Genomic DNA, 18,396 nt, shown 5'->3' on the forward strand with positions numbered 1-18,396 from the left:
AATGTCATGCTGTCGGCGTAGACACCTGGTTTCCTCCGTGCAAACAGCATTTGTGCTTATCATGGGTCTACGCTCCAGTGAATTTGGTTCAGAGTATATGTAATTGGATCAGTTGCAGTTTCATGAATCTCCAATCCTTAAATGCAGTAAACAGCAACTCCTAAGAACCTCCAGCTTGACTTCTAGCTCTGGGTTAATGGTAGCAATACATCTAAAACCCGATTGGAATACAGTATTTTACCAGAGTTACTACACAATCTTCTTACTAAGGCATACAGCGTAGGCAAAGATTGAGTTAAAGTTAGTACAAATTTAGGTTAAGGCTTTTTTCGAAATTGTTAATTCCAAATTGATTGCAATTAAGTCTCAATGATGAATTTAATCAGAACCACAGAAATAAGGATTCTGCCAAAACAACTTGGGTCATCAAGGTGAGTAAAGCGAGTTTACAATTAAATTGAGATATGGCAAAATTTAGAGTATATAGAACCAACATGATTTTTCAGAGACAAGTGATGTAAAATCTACATTTAGACCCCTAAAATTCAATTCAAATTTTCCCATAAAAAGTAGATAAATGCCTTTATTTGGCTACGAATAAGCTAAAATTAGTCCTGAGATTATGATCCTATAATAGAAAAAATAACCCTGTTTTTTATAAGCGGGTTCGGGTGAGATTCTGAGGCGGAATATCACTATTCTAAGCATATTGCCATATATCCTAATTATTTTATAATCTAACAACAGAAAGAGTGTCATGAGTAATTTATCTATAAAAATTGCTAAAACTCCTCAAGATTTTCCTACAATTAAAGCAATTAGACAAGTAGTTTTTCAGGATGAACAAAATGTAGATCCTGCTTTAGAATTTGATGGCAAAGATGCAATATCTGAGCATTTGATTGCTTATTTAAATGAAGAAGCTGTTGGTACTGCCAGAATTAGATACTTGGAAGATAAAACTGCCAAGATAGAAAGGCTTGCAGTTTTATCTACAGCTAGAGGACAGGGTATTGGTACAAAAATTATGGAAAAGGCACTACAGATTATAGCTAACAAAAATATTACACAAGTTGTGATTCACGCTCAAGAATATGTGAAAGATTTATACAAAAAACTGAATTTTATAGAAGATGGAGAAATATTTGAAGAAGCAAGCATTCGCCATGTAACAATGAGAAAAAACATCTCATAGTCTAAATAATCTGCTTATTTTAATAACTGGTAATCACAGCAGTTGACAATGATTTTAAATACGAAACTGCCTAACCAATAAACAAGAAATTTCATAGTAAAATTAGCTCAAATATCGCATTAGTAATGACTCTAGCTGGACTGTGCGGATTGGCTTAACAAGATAGTCATTAGCACTACCTGGTAACTTGTTAATTTCTTTTTCTATCGGTTCGCTCAAAGTCATTATTACAATCGGTGTATCTTTCCAAGAAGGCTTTTGTCTAAGAAGATTTAGCAAATTTAATATCCTAGTTTTTCTAGTTAGCTGGAAATCAAAAAAAACTAAATCTGCTTGGAGGCTTTGCACCTGGTTCAAAAAATCGTTTTCATTATCTATCCACTTGACTTTATAGCCAATTGACTGAAGATAGTCTTGCAAAACTGTTGCAGTTTTTTCCTCTTCTTCTATAAGTAAAATAGTTTTATTTTTGGGGATGTCTGGGGAGTAGGATAAAGTAAACTCTTCTCCCTCATCTCCCTGATCTTCCTCATGCTTTTCATTCTCGACTGCTTTCGAAATTACTGGATTTGGTAAAAACAAAGTAAACTGACTGCCTTCTCCTAAAGTCGATGTAACAGTTAAATCTCCACCATGCAAACGCGCTAGTTTGCGTGTTAAAGCTAAACCTAAACCAGTGCCTTCATACTGCCGATTTAATTGGCTATCAAGCTGTTTAAATGGTTCAAATAGAAATTGAAACTGATTTGGGTCTATACCAATTCCAGTGTCTGAAACTGTAAAGGTTATTCCTTGAGGTACTTTTTTCACTACCAGCGATACATCACCGGCTGGGGTAAATTTAATGGCATTGGTGAGCAAATTGAGTAGCATTTGCTTGATGCGCCGCTCATCAGCAATACAAATATCCTCTTGTAGGTCAATTTTGTAGGTGAGTTTTAACCCCTTTTCTGAGGCGCGATCGCGCACTGTCCAGATAGCATAATTACATAAATCAGATACTGGTAAAGGTGACAGTAACAGTTCTTCTTTGCCTGCTTCTACCTTCGATAAATCAAGAATATCGTTAATCAGTGCCAACAAATGCTCACCACTACTATATATACAACTTACATATTCGTTCTGCTTTTCATTGAGAGAGCCAACTACTTCTTGTTGGAGCAACTGCGATAAGCCCATAATTGCATTAAGAGGTGTTCGCAACTCGTGGCTCATGGTTGCTAAAAATTCGCTTTTTGCCCGACTAGCAGCTTCTGCTGCTTCTTGAGAGGCACGTAGTTTCAATTCTGTTTCCTTGCGTTCAGTAATATCCTCAATCATCGCTAGAAAAAACTCAGGTTCACCATTGCTGTCTGGTATAACAGAAACAGAGATATGAGTCCAAACTAGGCTACCATCTTTATGTAGGCAGCGTCTTTCCACCTCAATGCGATGTTTATCGACAGCCTGTTCCTCAAGTTCGGAGACTTGGAAGCCGAACCTTGAAGTTTTCCCTGAGTTTTTGCCAATTTCTGACACCAGTTGTTTGTAAAGTTTTAAATCCCCCTTTTGCGTGGAAATGTAATCTGTAAAGCGCTTACCGTATAGTTCTTCTTGGCTGTATCCTAAAATCTCGCACAGTACCGGATTAGTATCGACTATCTGCGCTTTCATATCTATAAGTCCAATACCAATAGAAGAACGTTCAAAAATTGCCCGAAATTTCGCCTCACTCTGTCGCAGTGATTCCTGTACCATGTTTCGCTCGCTTGCTTCTATAGCCAAAGTCACAAAATCTGCAATCGAGCCAGCAAAAGTTTCTTCTTCTAAAGTCCATTGGCGAAGTTCACCTATATGTTCGTGGCATACTACGCCTACCAAACGACCCTCTAGCCAAATGGGTGCATCCAATAGGGATGTGATGCCTAAAACACAAAGATAAGGCTCGGATAATTCTTGGGTTCTTATATCATTTCTGGCATCATTTGCGGCAATGGTACGTTCTTCTTCTAATGCCTGGAAATAAGCTGGATAATTTTCTTGTGAAAGCGAGTTACCAAAGCTATGCTCCTTAGTCTTTACATCATATAAATCGATGCATTCAATTTTTGAGCGTTCTTCATTATATAACCACACCCCAACTCGCTTGACTAAGAGCGTCTGAGCAGCAGTTTCTGTGATCTCTCTCAATACTGCATTAAGATTTCCTTGTTGAAATGTCTTGCTTCTTGCTAGTTGTACTAATGTCTGGCTTTGTTTTCGACGACTATTTTCTCTGATTTGTAAAGCCTCTTGGGACTGATTTTGCTCTGTAATATCTCTAGCTGACACCACCTGCATTACTTGACCTCAAGAAGAAATAATTTTGCTTTCCAGTTCTACGCAAAAAGTAGAACCGTCTTTGTATAACTACAATTACTTGGTATGCTTTTTCATAACCGGAAAGTATATTTTTTATAATCAAATTTTTCTGATTCTGGATAACGAGTTCCAAACTATATTTTGCTAATCACTTTTATTACTTCATGCAAGTAATTTTTGCCAGGGGATAATTAGCATTTACAGGAATTCTACTATCAAGTAATTTCACTCAAATATTAAGTAGTATAGTGTTTTGATTTGGGAAGTAGGAAGTGGTGTAGTTTAATTACTTGAAAAGGGCTGTAAGCCAATTTGTTGGTTAGTGTTAATGTTAATTCATTTTTTTGGAACTGTACAAAATCAAGCTTGCTGAGGCAATGGGCATAAGCCCTAAGTTCTGGAGCAACTTCACAGATAATCAATATGATTACCAAAACACAGTTGATTCCCCTAGAGAAAGATACTTAATGACTAAAATTTTGAGAATATTAAGGTAATGCGAGCTTTTATGGAGGTGGAGCTATGACGGTTAGTAATGTGAGAATTGTTTCCCTAATTCCCGGTGGAACAGAGATTTTAGCGGCACTAGGATTGGTTGATGCTATTGTGGGGCGATCGCACGAATGCGATTATCCTCCAGAAATCCTCAATCGCCCCGTTTGTACCCAAGCACGCTTAGACTCCAATGCCTCCAGCAGCCAAATTAACGATGATGTAAATAATTTGTTACAATCTGCTCTCAGTATTTATGAAATAAAAACTGATGTTTTAGAGCGGTTGCAGCCTACTCACATTCTCACTCAAGACCAGTGTGATGTTTGCGCTGTCAGCTTACACGAAGTAGAAAAGGCAGTTGCTACACTCATTGACAGTAAACCGCAGATTATTTCTTTACAACCCAATATTCTCCAAGATATTTGGACTGATATTGAGCGAGTCGGTAACGCTTTCGAGGTAGATTCGGTAAAAGTCTTAGAAAATTTAGAAGCTCGCGTCAAAATTTGTCAGCAAAGAATCCAAGGACTTTCTTTAAATGAACAGCCTACTGTTGCCTGTATCGAGTGGACTGATCCTTTAATGGTTGCCGCCAATTGGATTCCTGAATTAGTTAACTTGGCAGGAGGACAGTCTCTATTTTGTTATACAGGTCAGCCTTCTCCTATCTTGCCGTGGGAAACACTATTAACAACTAATCCAGATGTCATTGTTTTTATGCCTTGTGGCTTTGATTTAAATCGCACTCGCCAAGAAGCCAAATTGTTAACTAAACGTCCAGAGTGGGAAAAACTACACGCTACGCAAGCTGGTAGGGTTTACATCACTGATGGCAATTCTTACTTTAATCGTCCAGGGCCACGACTGGTAGATTCTCTCGAAATTTTGGCTGAAATTTTGCATCCCGAAATTTTCCAATACGGCTACAAAGGAACAGCTTGGGAACTTTTGTAAAGAAGAATTCAGAACTCAGGAGTCAGAATTCAGGAGTACGATGGTTACTGAGTTTGTCGTACCACTTGCCTACGGCACGCTGCACGTAGCTTGCTTCTCCGTAGGAGTACGTGGAAGCAAGCTACGGGCAGCGTCTCGTAGAGAAGTACTGAGTGATATAGCTTAAAGCTTTGGCGGGTTCCAATAGCCCATAAAGAATAAATTCTGATTCCTGGATTCTGAATTCTGAATTCTTCTCTAAGGTGTTTCTTCAGAATCCGCCGATGGTTCGTTGTTAAATAACAGCAGGCGTGCAGCAAGGATGGCAAATCCGATCGCAGCGATCGCTTTTAACAAACGTGTAGGTAATAATTCGGCTACTGCTCCCCCTGCTAATGCTCCCAACAAGCTAGTCAACAGCAATGCGCCTGCTGCACCAAAAAATACCGCGCGTGGAGAGTTAGAACGCCCTGAAAGTGCGATCGCAGCTAGCTGACTTTTGTCACCCAATTCTGATAAAAAAACTGTAATAAAGCTCAGTCCTAAAAGATGCCAATCCATATAATTAAGGGGGAATGGGGAATGGGGAATGGGACTTTCTCCAATGACAAATGACCAATGACTAATGACTAGTAAATACATCCCAAAACAGCATTAGGGAAATTACCAACAACATCACACCTGCTGATTTCTCTACAGTTTTTGGGCTGAGTCGGTTAGCCATCCAACTACCTAAAAGTACACCTAATAAGCTCGTGGTTATCAGCGCCGCTGCCGATCCGAGAAATACCACCCAAGGCGAATGAGATTCTGCACTCATTAATAGGGTGGATAGCTGAGTCTTATCTCCAATTTCTGCGAGAAAAATGGTTACAAAAGTTGTGCCAAAAACTACTAACACTGATTGCTGCTTTGGAGGACTATCGGCAACTACAGGCTGAACTCGCTGGGCGATCGCAGGAGTTAAGTTAAAATCAGTGCTATCTTTCAGTTCTAGCTCGATTTCAGTCTGAGCTATGCCAGAAATCCCCAAAGGTGCAGAGTCAAGTTTCACAAGCAGTAGTTTTGGTTGCTAGATTATTTTCATATTTCTATCATATTCTCAGATTGTTGTAATAAATTGCAACTACATAAATGGAGATAAAAAATTATGGGGTGTTTTTGTGTCCTAAGATCCTCCTTACATCCGGATTTCTCACGCATAGTGTAGGCAGACAGGGAAGAAGAGTGTGGGGAGTGTGGGGAGTGTGGGGGGTAAAACTTCTTCCCCATCCTCCCACACCTCCCACACTCCTTGGATTTCTCACTTGTGAGAAATCCAGGTTACAGCCCAATAGCTTTATCGAAGCGTAGTATTTCTAAACTGCGATCGCCATATACTCCTTCTATTTGCTGGCGACAGCAGTCTATAGCAAAATCGTTGACTTCTTCAGGTTCAACCCCATACATATCTTGAAAAACTTCTGATTCCACGCGGCAGAAACGAGGACGATCTGAGTAGATGCGACATTCGCGCGTGGTATGGTCGAAATTAACGCACCATCCGCCTTCGCCTACCATGCTGAGGTAGAGTTCTAGTTCTGGTGGAGAGAGATACTCATCCAAATCTGGACGATCTGCTGGATCAAGATTACAGCAGGCTCCACATTGTTTTACACATTGCCAAGTTGCCATTTTGAATTAGGGAGTGGGGAATGGGGAATAGGGAATAGGGAATAGGGAGAATAAACAATGCTCAATGCCCCTATTTTACGTTTTTATGTCTTTTCTTATAATTTTGTTAAGTAAATTAAATCCAATAGGCCATAGACAGATATGATCGATTGCGGGTTTTGTAATTAAGTTATTGAATTTTTTAAGACAATTGGGAGGAGAAAGGGAAAAATGTTTGACGCTGTATCTGACTTGTTTAACGCTTTTACCAGTATCAATTGGGAAGTTATTTTCCAATTGCTGTCCGTGGCGCTAATTGTGATTGCTGGCCCAGTAGTAATCTTTTTGTTGGCATTTCGCAACGGCAACCTATAAGATTTCTGAGTGCTGATTAAGAGTTAGGGGTGAGGAGTTAGGAGTGAGTAATTAAATTTTATTCTCAACTCATAACTCATAACTCATAAATCAGCACTCACAGTATCACACTCAGAAGCAATAAGTTAATAAAGAACTTCTAACTCTTAACTGACAACGCTTGAAGTGCAGCTTGAATAATACTGTCATACTGTGGCTGAGAAATATCAACTTCTTTAGCGTTTTGACGATTAGTACCAAGTAAACCGATTATATGTCCTGGCTGCATGGCCAAGACTTTGCCTTCAGAATTTTTAATTCTTAATTCTGCTTCAATACCGTTTTTATAGAAACCACAAGTATATTGTCGCTGGTTGTACTCAAAGGTGGTGCTTGACTGGATAGGTGAAGAAGCAAAAAATTGTTGAATCTGAATTGGCAGTCTGGCACCGACTAGCTCTAGCTCGATAGTGGTGTTACCGTTAAAATAATTTTCTCGCAGTTTGTAAGCTACATCCACTCGCGGCGGTAAGCGGAAGTAGTCGCCCCAACGCCAAGCGATCGCTTTAATTCTGTAATCCTGATTATCAATAGTTTGGGCAATTGTTAATTTGATGTGACCCTTCCCAACGATTTTTTGCTCAACCACTTGAACATTAGCTGTCCAAAAAACTGGATCGGGGTTGTCCATACCGCAGGGATGTAGAGCATTAAGCTGTTGGTAAAGCTGCTGATTGATCTGATCAAGGTTAACTTCGGCATCAATTTTGAGCAGAGGCTTGAGATGCTGGGGTTCAAGACACTGGTTAGCAAACTCAATCAAACGCGATCGCAACCCCTGTAAATTTTCTGCTGGTAGAGAAAATCCCCCGGCGGCTTTGTGTCCGCCATATTTCCCTAGTAAATCGTGACAATATTCTAAAGCTTCAAACACATTAAACTCTGGAATTGAGCGTGCAGAACCGCGTATATGTTCCCCATCCTCATAAGTACCGATAAATACAGGAACGCCGTAGCGTTCTACCAACCGGGAGGCGACAATGCCAATAACACCGTGATGCCAATTGGGTTGAACAACAATTAATACACGGTCTTGTTGTAGAGATGTAACAAATTCTGCTTCTACATAAGCGATCGCTTCTTGTTCAATTTGCTGACACATTTCCTGGCGAGAAGCGTTGATTTGTTCGCACTGCATTGCTCTTTCCAGCGCCACCCCCATATCATCTGTAGTTAGCAATTCAATCACAGTCTGGGGATTACCAATCCGACCGATAGCATTAATTCGTGGCCCCAAGCGAAAACCAATATCTTCAGGCTTGAGCGATTTTGGATTTTGGATTTTGGACTTTGGACTTGTACTGAGCGAAGTCGAAGTATTGGCAATTTCCTCCCCTGCTCCCCTGCTCCCCTGCTCCCCTACTCCCCCTGCTCTCTCCTCTCCCCTCGCTTGCACACCACCTACCTGAATCAACGCCTGTATCCCAGCTAAGTTGGATTTGGGTAAATGCTGTAAACCACGTTTCACCCAACGGCGATTTACGCCAGTTAAGGGAGCTAAATCTGCGATCGTTCCTAGTGTAAACAGTGCTAGCATCGGCTGGATTAATCCCTTTGTCTCGCCTAGCTGTTGTGCTAAAGACACTGCCAAAATATAGGCAACACCAACACCAGCAACACCCCTATAGGGTGACGATTCTGCTATTAGTTTAGGGTTGAGGATAGCATTAGCTGGCGGTAATTTTTGGGGGATATCGTGGTGATCGGTGATAATCACTGCTAGACCAAGTTCTCTAGCTCTAGCGACTGGTTCAAACGCAGATATACCATTATCTACAGTGAGAATTAGCCCCACCCCTTCGCTGTGAAATTCTTCAACTATGCGTTTATTAATACCGTAGCCTTCGTGCATCCGGCTGGGAATAGCATAATCTACTTGTGCGCCTAAAGTGCGGAGACTACGCAAAAGTAGAGCCGTGCTAGTCATCCCATCAGCATCGTAGTCACCACAAATAGCAATTTTTGTTTGAGAAGCGATCGCATTTTCCAACAACTCCAAACTAATCGCCAAATCTGGGAAATCTTCTAACGGCGAAGGTAAGATTAAAGACTCTGGCTCTAAAAATGCTTGTGCTTGTTCTGGTGTTTCCATACCCCGATTAATCAACAACTGGCTGATAATGGGTGAAACATTAATCAAAACCGCCAGTTTTTGGGCAAATTCTGGTTTTTGTGGATAAATTTGCCAGCGCTGATTAGGTAAGCGCCTGGTAGGTTTTGAGAATTCAGATACAGGTCGGTCTAGCACAATACAAGTTAGAATTTACTTAGTTATGAGTGTTGAATTGAAAGTTGTTTCTTAACTCATAACTAATAACATTAATTTGCTATCTAAAACACGTTTATTCTACCATCATCCATAATATACAAAGAGCGATCGCCTGGAGAGCGCCAAGTCGGACGGAGTTCGAGCCGCAATGTGCCAAAGTTAGGTTTCGAGACAATTGCTTGTAGTGATAAACCCTTTTCGCTCCAAAATATCAGAGATGTATTTGGCTCCGTACCCTCTATTTGTTCTAAACTTAGTTTCTGCCCTGGACTCAAGGTAATTGCATCAGTCCCAGAGGGTTTTTGGATTTTGACGATGTTAGGCGTGCTATTTATCACTTCAACTCGGATGTGTTGCCCAGGTGTAAACTGAATTGGATGCGACCCACACTTAGAAGCACAAGTTCGAGCTAAGGTAGCACTGGGATTATTGATTGATGCTACTAAAACGGTAGCTGCAACTAAAGCAAATGACAGAGGCTTAAACATAATACACAGTATAAGTACTAAACTGAAATGTTACTTTAATTTTGGACTATTAAGCCTCAGCATATTTTCCAGAATTAAGCTAATGCAAAGCAACATCAGATCATGTCATCATTCTTCGATAAGCGATTTAATCGTGATTTAGCCAGTCGTCAAGTTGTTGTTGAGTCACTACTGGGTGCGTCGCTTCGCTATGCTAATTGGACTAGTGTAAGCCATAATCAAGACAGAATTAGGAATCAGAAACACAGAAGTGAATCATGCACATCCTATCCCTTCATTATCCCGATGACTTACTCATTACCTCTGGTAAATCACCCCAAGCGTTAGAAGCAGAACTCACATTTTTGCTCGCAGTCAAACTATTTGAGCTACGCCGACTATCGCTTGGTAAAGCCGCCGCCTTTTGCAGCATGAACAAACCGCAGTTCATGTACGAACTAGGACGTTTGCAAATCCCTGTTATCAACTTAGATGATGACCAAATCGGCGACGAATTGCGCGATGATTAAGCCTGTGATTGTTGCCGATAGCAGTCCCCTCATCTCTTTATCAATTATCGAGCAACTGGAAATTCTACCTCAACTGTATCAGCGAATATTAATTCCCCCAGCCGTATGGGATGAAGTAACAGTCCAAGGGGTAGGTTTACCTGGCGCACAAGCCGTCAGTCAGTTAACTTGGTTGGAAATTCAAGCCCCTGAAGCCCTGATATTAGAACCATTATCAATTTTAGTTGATCGTGGAGAAGCTGAAGCTATTGCCTTGGCTCAGTCCACTCCAGATAGTACGGTACTTTTGGATGATGCTCAAGCACGAAGGGTTGCAGAACGCTTAGGAATTCGCCGGATAGGTACTCTTGGCATTTTGCGTAAGGCGAAAAAAGCAGGCTTGATTGTTGAGCTTAAAGTATATATTGAGCAGTTACGCACCAATGGAATTTATATCCGACCTACCCTCATTGATGCAGTGCTACGGGATGTCGGAGAAATAGACTAATCGCGGGTTCAGATAAAACTCAAGCAAAATTTTTTGAGTGTTATGCAGCATAGGGTGATTCTTCTACGCATTATAGATTGAGTCTGTAGTGCGATCGCTATTTTAGTGAGTCTGGGATCACAAAACAAAACCCTGTACAAAGTTTTAACTTATTGTACAAGGTTGTCTATTATCCTAAATACTTAGGACAAGCTCTTTAACCGAAACGTCCACTGATATAGTCTTCAGCTTCTTTAGTTTGAGGAGAACTGAACATCTGGGCTGTCGGATTAAACTCAACTAATTTTCCGCGACGTTTGCCATACTCGTCAATTTCTGTATTGAAGAAAGCTGTGAAATCTGCCACTCTGGAAGCTTGCTGCATATTGTGTGTCACCATGATAATGGTGTATTGCTGCTTTAGTTCTAAGCAGAGTTCTTCTACTTGGCGGCTAGAAATTGGGTCGAGAGCAGAACATGGTTCATCCATCAATAATACATCTGGCTTCATTGCGATCGCACGGGCTATGCAAAGTCGTTGCTGTTGTCCGCCAGATAATGCAGTACCCTTCTCTTTGAGTTTATCTTTGACTTCATCCCAGATAGCAGCGCGTCTGAGGGAATCTTCCACCAATTCATCAATGTTACCTTTGTAACCGTTAGAACGCGGCCCAAAAGAAATATTTTCGTATATTGACTTGGGGAAAGGATTCGGTCTTTGAAAAACCATTCCAACTTGGCGGCGTAATTTGACAGAATTTATCTTAGGATCGTAGATATTGCGATCGCGATAATTCAGTCTACCCTCAACCCTAGCTCCAGGGATTAAATCATTCATCCGGTTGAAGCAACGCAATAAGGTACTTTTACCGCATCCTGAAGGCCCAATAAAAGCAATAATTTGTTTTTCAGGAATCTTGAGATAGACATCTAGAAGTGCCAGAAATCCGCCATAAAAAACCTTCACACCTTCAACGTTGAAGACGCTCTTTTCATGGTCAAGGGTGGCGCTATCTGATTGACTTCTACTATTATTGCTATAAGTCATTTTTCGATTCTCCTAATATTTGTGAATGTATCCAATTAGATATTTAATTACCTAACGTATTGAGAAGCGTTGTCTAATATAAATTGCTACACCATTTAAAACTAAAATCAGAAGTAACAACGCAATAATTGTCGCTGCTGCTGCATCAGCAAAACCCGGTTCAGGACGAGTGATGTAACTGTAAATTTGAATGGGTAATGCCATAAATCTCTGAAACAAACCGGGGTCAAAAGTGAGAAAACCCACAGCACCAACAACAATTAGAGAGGCTGCATCACCAATAGCGCGGGATACAGAGATAATCACCCCTGTCAAAATACCGGGAATAGCATAAGGTAAAACATGACTGCTGATAGTGCGCCATTTTGTAACACCTAATCCATAAGAAGCATTTCTCAAGGAATCTGGGACAGCGCGAATTGCTTCTCTAGAGGTGACAATAATTACTGGTAAAGACAACAAAGATAAAGTCAATGCACCAGAAATCAAAGCGGGGCCAAACCCAAGCAAATAATTGAAAACTCCTAAACCCAGCAATCCATAAACAATAGAAGGTACACCCGCCAGATTACTGATATTAATCTCAATAATTGCTGTCCACCAAGCTTTCGGTGCATACTCTTCTAGATATAAAGCTGCTCCTACACCAATTGGTACAGTAACCAAAATTACAATAGTTCCTAAAAGGACACTGCTGATAATTGCAGGACGAATACCACCTTGGTCAGGAAAACGAGAAGGAGTTTCTGTGAGAAAACCAGGTGTTAAAAATCTACCTAATCCGTCTTTAAAAATATCAAAAAGTAGCAATGCTAGGACAAATAAACCAATTAGTAATCCTAACAAAAAAAGTATTTCAAATACTTTGCCTAATGTTTCCCTACTCTCAACATTATCGGTAAATTCTATCGTAGAATCTAGAGAATTATCTTTTTGGTAACTTGTAGCCATACTTAGTTAATCGTATTTTTCTTTAAAGCGATTTGCAACCCAGTAACTAACAATATTCAAAGCTAGGGTAATTATAAACAGAACAGCACCTACAGCATATAATGTCTTAAAATTGAGACTACCACGTGGGCTATCTCCACCAGAAATTTGTGCCATGTAAGCTGTCATTGTTTCTATTGATTCGGCAAAATTAACAGTCAGCTTTGGCTGTAGTCCGGCAGCGATTAGGACAGTCATTGTTTCACCCACAGCGCGCGAAATACCCAATATAATTGAAGCGATGATTCCAGAAAGCGCGGCTGGTAGAACTACTTTAAAAATGGTTTCTAGTTTAGTAATACCTAAAGCATAAGATCCTTCTCGCAAAGAACGGGGAACTGCTTTAATAGCATCTAAGCTGATAGAACCAACAGTAGGGGTAATCATCACGCCCATCATTAACCCTGCACTCAAAGCATTGAATATTTCCAGAGGGATAATATTCCGCAACAATGGTGTGATAAACAACAGCGCAAAGTAACCATAGACTACTGTTGGTATTCCTGCCAAAAGTTCTACTGCTGGACGTAAAACTGCTGCTACTTTGGGTTGAGCATACTCACTTAAATAAATGGCCGAAGATAAACCTAAAGGAATAGCAACTGCCATCGCAATAGCTGTTGTTAAAAAAGTGCCATTAATTAAGGGCCAAACGCCAAAATGTCTATCGGCAAATAGAGGTGTCCATTTAGTATCAAGAAAGAACTCAGCAAAGGAAACTTCTTGGAAAAAACCAAATGTCTCTTGAAAGATAATTATGACAATACCAAAGGTAGTCAAAACAGAAACTAAAGCACAAGCAAATAAAATTACTGCAACAATCTTTTCAGAGATATCTTCAGATGGGTTTTTATCCAGTGACTGTCTAGATAGTAAATAAGGATCGTCTTGAGAATTGGTATTCTGCATAAACAGTTAATTTTTGACTACAATTAGACTACAATAAACAAGACTTTATTTAGATAAAGTTTGTGATTGGTTCACCTGGTTTTGCTTTTTTAAACTTTGTCCCAGTTTCACCCGTAGCAAATTTTTGTTTAACTTTGACATAAGCTTCATCGGGTAGTGCCACATAACCAACACTATCTACCCACTTCCAAGAATTTTCTAGATAAAAGTCTACAAATTCTTTGACTGCTGGCTTGGTATCTAAAGATTTTTTGCTGACATAGATAAACAGGGGACGAGATAAAGGTGTATAGATATTTTTGATGACATTATCTACTGGCACTGGTTTTTCGCACTTTCCAGTAGGACTTTCTACAGCCACCAGATTGAGTTTTTCTTGGTTTTGAATGTAGTAAGATATCCCGACATAACCCAATGATGATACATCCCCAGATACTCCTTGTACTAGAAGGTTTTGATTGTGGCTGGGAGTGTAATCTGTACGGCCATTCTTGGCTTTGCCAGTAACAGCTTGAGTCATATAATCAAAGGTTCCAGTATCAGAAGCTGGAGCATACAACTTCAGTTTTTGGTTAGGAAATTTGGGATTAACTTGATTCCAAGTTAAGATTTTACCGTCTGATTTAGCACCCCAAATCTTGCCTAGTTCTTTAATAGTTAGACATTTGGCGAAATTATTTTGACGGTTAGCAATCACAGCTATGCCATCTAAACCTATAGGCAACTCGACAAAATCAATATTCTTACTTTTGCATTTTTTGATTTCTTCATCTCGAATGGTACGAGAAGCACCAGCAATATCAATATCACCATTACAAAATTTACTGAAACCACCACCAGTTCCACTTGAAGCAACGCTAACTTTCGCTTCAGGCTTAACTTTGCCGTATTCTTCTGCAACCGCTAAAGAAACAGGGAAACCTACAGCCGCACCGTCAATACTCACTTGACTTTTTAATTCCTGTCCGCTATTACAAGCAGTGATGCTACTGGTAATCAGCATTAAAAAGGTGAGTGAAAAGCCATCTTTCAATCGGCTATGAAAACTCATAAATTATCAATTGGGGTAAAATTATTGAAAATTATTTATACTTGGCTAGCTGCTAGAAAAATATAGATATTATGCTTTGCTGGCAGCTTGAACTTTGTCAAAAATTGCCCCATCGCCAAAAAACTTTTTCTGGATAATATCCCAACCGCCTAAATCTTGAGATGTAAATAAAGTTTCAATTGGCTGATATTGAGATGCTACTTCTTGCGTGACAGTGGGGTTAACAGGACGATATTGTAATTTAGCAAATTCTCGTTGAGCTTCTGTAGAGTAAAGAAAATCAACAAATGCTTGTGCAACTTCCCTTGTACCGTGTTTCTCAACGTTTTTATCAACTATGGCTACAGGATTATCAATGGAAATATTGACTTTGGGTACAATATAAGGCAACTTATTTCCATTTTTACCTGCTAAAATTACCTCATTCTCGTAGGTGATTAAGACATCACCCTGATTTTTTTGAAAAAATAAATCGCTAGCTTCACGGGCATCTTTCGTCAAAATGGGAGTATTTTTATAAACTCTAGTGACGTAATCTAATGCTGTGGCTTCGTCGCCTCCGTTTAGAGTTACCGAACCCCAAAAAGCTAAGAATTCCCAGATAGCAATACCAGAAGTTTTTGGGTTAGCCGCAATCACTTTCACGCCATCTTTTGCTAAGTCTGCCCAAGTATTTATACCTTTGGGATTACCTTCACGGGTAACGATCGCAGCAACCGATCTACTCACAATACCACTTCTGGGAGCTTTGGTTTCCCAACCCGATTTTATCAAACCTGCAAGAGCAATTTTGCTGACATCCAGAGGAAGTGCTAAATGTACTATATCTGCTTCTTGGGAACCAGCAATCACAGCCGCCGCTTGAGCTACAGAACCACCATAACTTTGCTCAAATGTGACGCTTTGGTTATGTTCTTGCTTCCATTTTTCGACAAATTTGGGGATTATCTGGTCATGAGCCGCTTTGGTGACAGAGAAAGAAACGAGTTTCAACTTGACATCATTTTTGCTAGCTGAACTACTTCCAGAGCAGGAGGCAACTGTTATACTCAAAAAAGCACCTACCAAAAACAGACTCACAAAGCTTTGTACAGTGTGTCTATTCAACCAATTTCTAATTGTGTCCTTATATGAGAGTTGTATGGTCTGTAATGCTTTCATGACATAAGACTGCATTCTCTCAGTTAGCAATTTACTGAAATGTGTCGTTTGTTGCGACTCGCTCATCAGAATTCACCCCTAAATCTACGGTATTTCTAAGCAGATACCGTATTAGAGATTATAGGGTATATAGAATAATATTTATCATCTGGCTTCAATTTTTTTTTACAAGTAGGAACACTAGGGTCTAAACTTTGCTTGCCAAACTTCAAAAAGCTGATTTGTTTACAGCATACACACATTATTTTTGTATAGAATTGCCACAATAATTTATTGTGAAGAATTGGGGGAAAGCTAAAAGCTTTAGATTTTCATTATGAATCATCTTTAAAAGATGAATTTAGGAATGGCTCATCATCGGTAATTTTATCTGGAACGTCGAGCCTTTACCCTCATTGCTCATCACATAAATATGACCACCGTGAGCCTGGATAATTTGTTGAGCGATCGCTAATCCCAATCCAAATCCGCCGCTTTCTCTGGCACGTTCTGTATCAACTCGGTAAAAGCGATCGAAAATGTAAGGTAAATCTGCCTCTGGAATTCCAATTCCAGTATCGATGACCTGAATTACTGCCCGATCTGGGTGAGGTTCTAAGCGTAACCAGACAGTTCCACCAGATGGAGTGTAATTACAGGCGTTGTTGAGCAAGTTTTCCACAGCTAACCGTAGCAAATCGGGGTCAGCCCACAACTCAATGGGTTGTTCTGGTAAATGGCTGATCAACTTGAGCGACGCTTTTGCAGCTTGAGTATTGTAATAAACAGCTAAATTCTCTAACAAGCTATTAAGATTAACCTTTTTGAGAGATTCGGGAGTTAATTTTCCCTGATGCCGAGCTAACAGCAGTAGGTTATTGACCAAGGTACTCATCGACTTGGCACTATCGATAATGTTCTCCACTGTGGGATGGATTTGGGGATGTTCTGCTGCCATTAGTAACCCAACTTGGGCATTGGTCAAAATCGCAGAAAGGGGCGATCGCAACTCATGAGAAGCATCTGATGTGAAGCGTTGTAGTTGATTATAGGCTAGCTGAACAGGCTGCATAGCTATACCACTGAGTACCCAACCTGTAAGTCCAATTAATCCCAGTGCTACAGGTACAGCAAGGGTCAACATTAACTGAAATTCTCTGAGATCGTTTTGAGTTTCTGTTAGCGGGATAGCAACTTGCAGATAACCGATGACCGAATTTCCTCCTTGAACAGGTAGGGTGACTTGACGCAGCCAAAGCGTCTCACCTGTAAACTGGTCAACGGACTTAATCGTGAGAAACTCCGATGCTATTCCCAACTTTTTTGGAGGTGGAGTACCAAAAAACCGCTTGAGTTTGCCATACGGGTCATACCAGCGAACATAGACCAGTTCAATATCTGCGGGGTGAGAACCACTACCTAATAGCGGTATATTGCTCAGATCAACTTCTTTTTGTCCTTGAAACAGCCGATACTGCGAACTGGCTGCCATTAGCTCTGCTCTTTTATAAAGCAGTTGATCTAATGCTTTGAGCTTGTCTTTTACCTCAAGATTGTAAATGACTCCAGCAAAGAGAATCAGAATGCACCCCATTGAAAGGGTAAACCAACGAGCTAAGTTACGACGACTGCGGTTAAACACAAATAGAAGAAGAATTCAGAAGTCAGAAGTCAGAAGTCAGAATTCAAGATGTAATTAAATCGGATTAGCATTCTACTTGATTGTAGACTCTGAAATTAAATCTCAAGATGGTTCTGGAGGGTTGAGGCGATAGCCCATACCGTAGACAGTTTCAATCCAATCGGCTGCTGCTAATGTTTGCAAACGTTGGCGAAGTTTACGAACTAGAACGGTGATTGAATTGCTTTCTGGCTCACTACCCCACTCCCATACAGCTTGCTCAATCTGGTTGCGAGTCAGGACTTGCTTAGGATGACGCATGAAGTACTCTAGCAACTGAAATTCTTGGCTGGAAAGGGATACGATCGCCCCTTGTCGCTCCAAAATTAGTCTATCGAGATGAAGTTCGAGGTCTGCCAAGCAGAGGGTGTCTCCTTGCCAAAGGGGCGATCGCCTCCTCAATGCCCGCACCCGTGCCATGAACTCTATAATATCAATCGGTTTGACGAGGTAATCATCTGCTCCGGCATCTAATCCTATGACTTTATCGGGTGTGGTATCTTTTGCCGTAATCATTAATACGGGAGCTGTTTTTCCCGCAGCCCGATACTGTTGACACAAACTCACTCCACTAATCCGAGGTAACATCCAATCCAAAATCAGCAGGTCATATTCTTTTTCAGCCAAAAGCCATTGAGCGGTTTCACCATCCTTGACACCATCGACGCTGTGTCCCGCCTGAGAGAGAACTATTTGCAGCGGCATTAATTGCTTGGGATCATCCTCTACCAGTAAGATTTTCATCGCTTTTATACACTTGTGCTTGTTTAGAATAATCCATTGAAGCAATCTCAACGTCTTTCATCAGTAAGATT

Annotated in this window: 19 protein-coding genes; 6 read left to right on the forward strand and 13 right to left on the reverse strand. The window is 40.4% G+C overall.

What is annotated here, in order from left to right; translation table 11 throughout:
* Nucleotides 1-757: 757 nt before the first annotated feature.
* Nucleotides 758-1,195: a GNAT family N-acetyltransferase gene (locus tag ACFFRD_RS06905; RefSeq protein WP_392480912.1), complete on the forward strand. Its 438-nt coding sequence runs from the start codon at nt 758-760 to the stop codon at nt 1,193-1,195.
* 102 nt (nt 1,196-1,297) lie between these two features.
* On the opposite strand, the gene ACFFRD_RS06910 is transcribed toward ACFFRD_RS06905, so the two are convergent.
* Complete coding sequence (locus ACFFRD_RS06910) at nt 1,298-3,514, reverse strand: ATP-binding protein (protein ID WP_392480913.1); 2,217 nt, start codon at nt 3,512-3,514, stop codon at nt 1,298-1,300.
* Between the two features lie 543 nt (nt 3,515-4,057).
* On the opposite strand from ACFFRD_RS06910, the gene ACFFRD_RS06915 reads away from it, so the two are divergent.
* Nucleotides 4,058-4,984, forward strand: coding sequence for a cobalamin-binding protein (locus tag ACFFRD_RS06915; protein WP_392480914.1), 927 nt, complete (start codon nt 4,058-4,060; stop codon nt 4,982-4,984).
* Between the two features lie 40 nt (nt 4,985-5,024).
* On the forward strand, nt 5,025-5,150 hold the full coding sequence (locus tag ACFFRD_RS06920; protein ID WP_392480915.1) for a hypothetical protein: 126 nt from the start codon (nt 5,025-5,027) through the stop codon (nt 5,148-5,150).
* Between the two features lie 71 nt (nt 5,151-5,221).
* Here ACFFRD_RS06920 and ACFFRD_RS06925 read toward each other — a convergent pair whose 3' ends face one another.
* The 3 genes from ACFFRD_RS06925 to ACFFRD_RS06935 all read right to left on the reverse strand — a co-directional run bounded on the left by ACFFRD_RS06925 (nt 5,222) and on the right by ACFFRD_RS06935 (nt 6,637).
* Nucleotides 5,222-5,524 carry a TMEM165/GDT1 family protein gene (locus ACFFRD_RS06925; protein ID WP_012411060.1) on the reverse strand — a complete coding sequence of 101 codons (303 nt, stop codon included), beginning with the start codon at nt 5,522-5,524 and terminating at the stop codon, nt 5,222-5,224.
* Nucleotides 5,525-5,585: 61 nt separating this feature from the next.
* Nucleotides 5,586-6,017 carry a TMEM165/GDT1 family protein gene (locus ACFFRD_RS06930; protein WP_392480916.1) on the reverse strand — a complete coding sequence of 144 codons (432 nt, stop codon included), beginning with the start codon at nt 6,015-6,017 and terminating at the stop codon, nt 5,586-5,588.
* A gap of 269 nt (nt 6,018-6,286) precedes the next feature.
* Complete coding sequence (locus ACFFRD_RS06935) at nt 6,287-6,637, reverse strand: YkgJ family cysteine cluster protein (RefSeq protein ID WP_012411062.1); 351 nt, start codon at nt 6,635-6,637, stop codon at nt 6,287-6,289.
* Between the two features lie 210 nt (nt 6,638-6,847).
* Here ACFFRD_RS06935 and psb30 point away from each other — a divergent pair, with 210 nt between their 5' ends.
* Entirely contained in the window at nt 6,848-6,991 is a 144-nt protein-coding gene (psb30, locus tag ACFFRD_RS06940) for a photosystem II reaction center protein Ycf12/Psb30 (protein WP_114086065.1), read from the forward strand.
* A 139-nt stretch (nt 6,992-7,130) separates the two neighbouring features.
* Here psb30 and ACFFRD_RS06945 read toward each other — a convergent pair whose 3' ends face one another.
* Together ACFFRD_RS06945 and ACFFRD_RS06950 are read right to left on the reverse strand one after the other, a co-directional pair.
* Nucleotides 7,131-9,278, reverse strand: a complete 2,148-nt coding sequence (locus ACFFRD_RS06945) for a DHH family phosphoesterase (RefSeq protein ID WP_392480917.1) — start codon at nt 9,276-9,278, stop codon at nt 7,131-7,133.
* 83 nt (nt 9,279-9,361) lie between these two features.
* Entirely contained in the window at nt 9,362-9,787 is a 426-nt protein-coding gene (locus ACFFRD_RS06950; RefSeq protein ID WP_392480918.1) for a hypothetical protein, read from the reverse strand.
* A 257-nt stretch (nt 9,788-10,044) separates the two neighbouring features.
* On the opposite strand from ACFFRD_RS06950, the gene ACFFRD_RS06955 reads away from it, so the two are divergent.
* Complete coding sequence (locus ACFFRD_RS06955; RefSeq protein WP_392480920.1) at nt 10,045-10,296, forward strand: UPF0175 family protein; 252 nt, start codon at nt 10,045-10,047, stop codon at nt 10,294-10,296.
* On the forward strand, nt 10,259-10,783 hold the full coding sequence (locus ACFFRD_RS06960; RefSeq protein WP_392480922.1) for a DUF3368 domain-containing protein: 525 nt from the start codon (nt 10,259-10,261) through the stop codon (nt 10,781-10,783). Before ACFFRD_RS06955 ends, ACFFRD_RS06960 begins: the two co-directional genes overlap by 38 nt.
* A 196-nt stretch (nt 10,784-10,979) precedes the next feature.
* Here the strand turns inward: ACFFRD_RS06960 and pstB are convergent, their stop codons facing one another.
* From pstB to rppA, 7 genes are all read right to left on the reverse strand, one after another.
* A complete protein-coding gene (gene pstB, locus ACFFRD_RS06965) occupies nt 10,980-11,810 on the reverse strand; it encodes a phosphate ABC transporter ATP-binding protein PstB (RefSeq protein WP_392480923.1) in 831 nt (276 codons plus the stop codon).
* A gap of 51 nt (nt 11,811-11,861) precedes the next feature.
* The gene (gene pstA, locus ACFFRD_RS06970; protein WP_392480925.1) at nt 11,862-12,761 is read right to left on the reverse strand and encodes a phosphate ABC transporter permease PstA; all 900 of its coding nucleotides are present in this window, start codon (nt 12,759-12,761) and stop codon (nt 11,862-11,864) included.
* A 6-nt stretch (nt 12,762-12,767) separates the two neighbouring features.
* Nucleotides 12,768-13,709 (reverse strand): phosphate ABC transporter permease subunit PstC, encoded by a 942-nt coding sequence (gene pstC, locus ACFFRD_RS06975; protein ID WP_392480926.1) that lies wholly within the window; start codon nt 13,707-13,709, stop codon nt 12,768-12,770.
* Nucleotides 13,710-13,758: 49 nt separating this feature from the next.
* Complete coding sequence (locus tag ACFFRD_RS06980) at nt 13,759-14,760, reverse strand: PstS family phosphate ABC transporter substrate-binding protein (protein ID WP_392480927.1); 1,002 nt, start codon at nt 14,758-14,760, stop codon at nt 13,759-13,761.
* A 69-nt stretch (nt 14,761-14,829) separates the two neighbouring features.
* On the reverse strand, nt 14,830-15,987 hold the full coding sequence (locus ACFFRD_RS06985; RefSeq protein WP_392480928.1) for a sulfate ABC transporter substrate-binding protein: 1,158 nt from the start codon (nt 15,985-15,987) through the stop codon (nt 14,830-14,832).
* A gap of 274 nt (nt 15,988-16,261) precedes the next feature.
* Nucleotides 16,262-17,542 (reverse strand): sensor histidine kinase, encoded by a 1,281-nt coding sequence (locus ACFFRD_RS06990; protein ID WP_392480929.1) that lies wholly within the window; start codon nt 17,540-17,542, stop codon nt 16,262-16,264.
* A 102-nt stretch (nt 17,543-17,644) separates the two neighbouring features.
* A complete protein-coding gene (rppA, locus tag ACFFRD_RS06995; RefSeq protein WP_392480930.1) occupies nt 17,645-18,325 on the reverse strand; it encodes a two-component system response regulator RppA in 681 nt (226 codons plus the stop codon).
* Nucleotides 18,326-18,396: the final 71 nt, after the last annotated feature.

Source organism: Nostoc sp. C110 (assembly GCF_043099725.1).
GTDB lineage: Bacteria > Cyanobacteriota > Cyanobacteriia > Cyanobacteriales > Nostocaceae > Nostoc > Nostoc muscorum_A.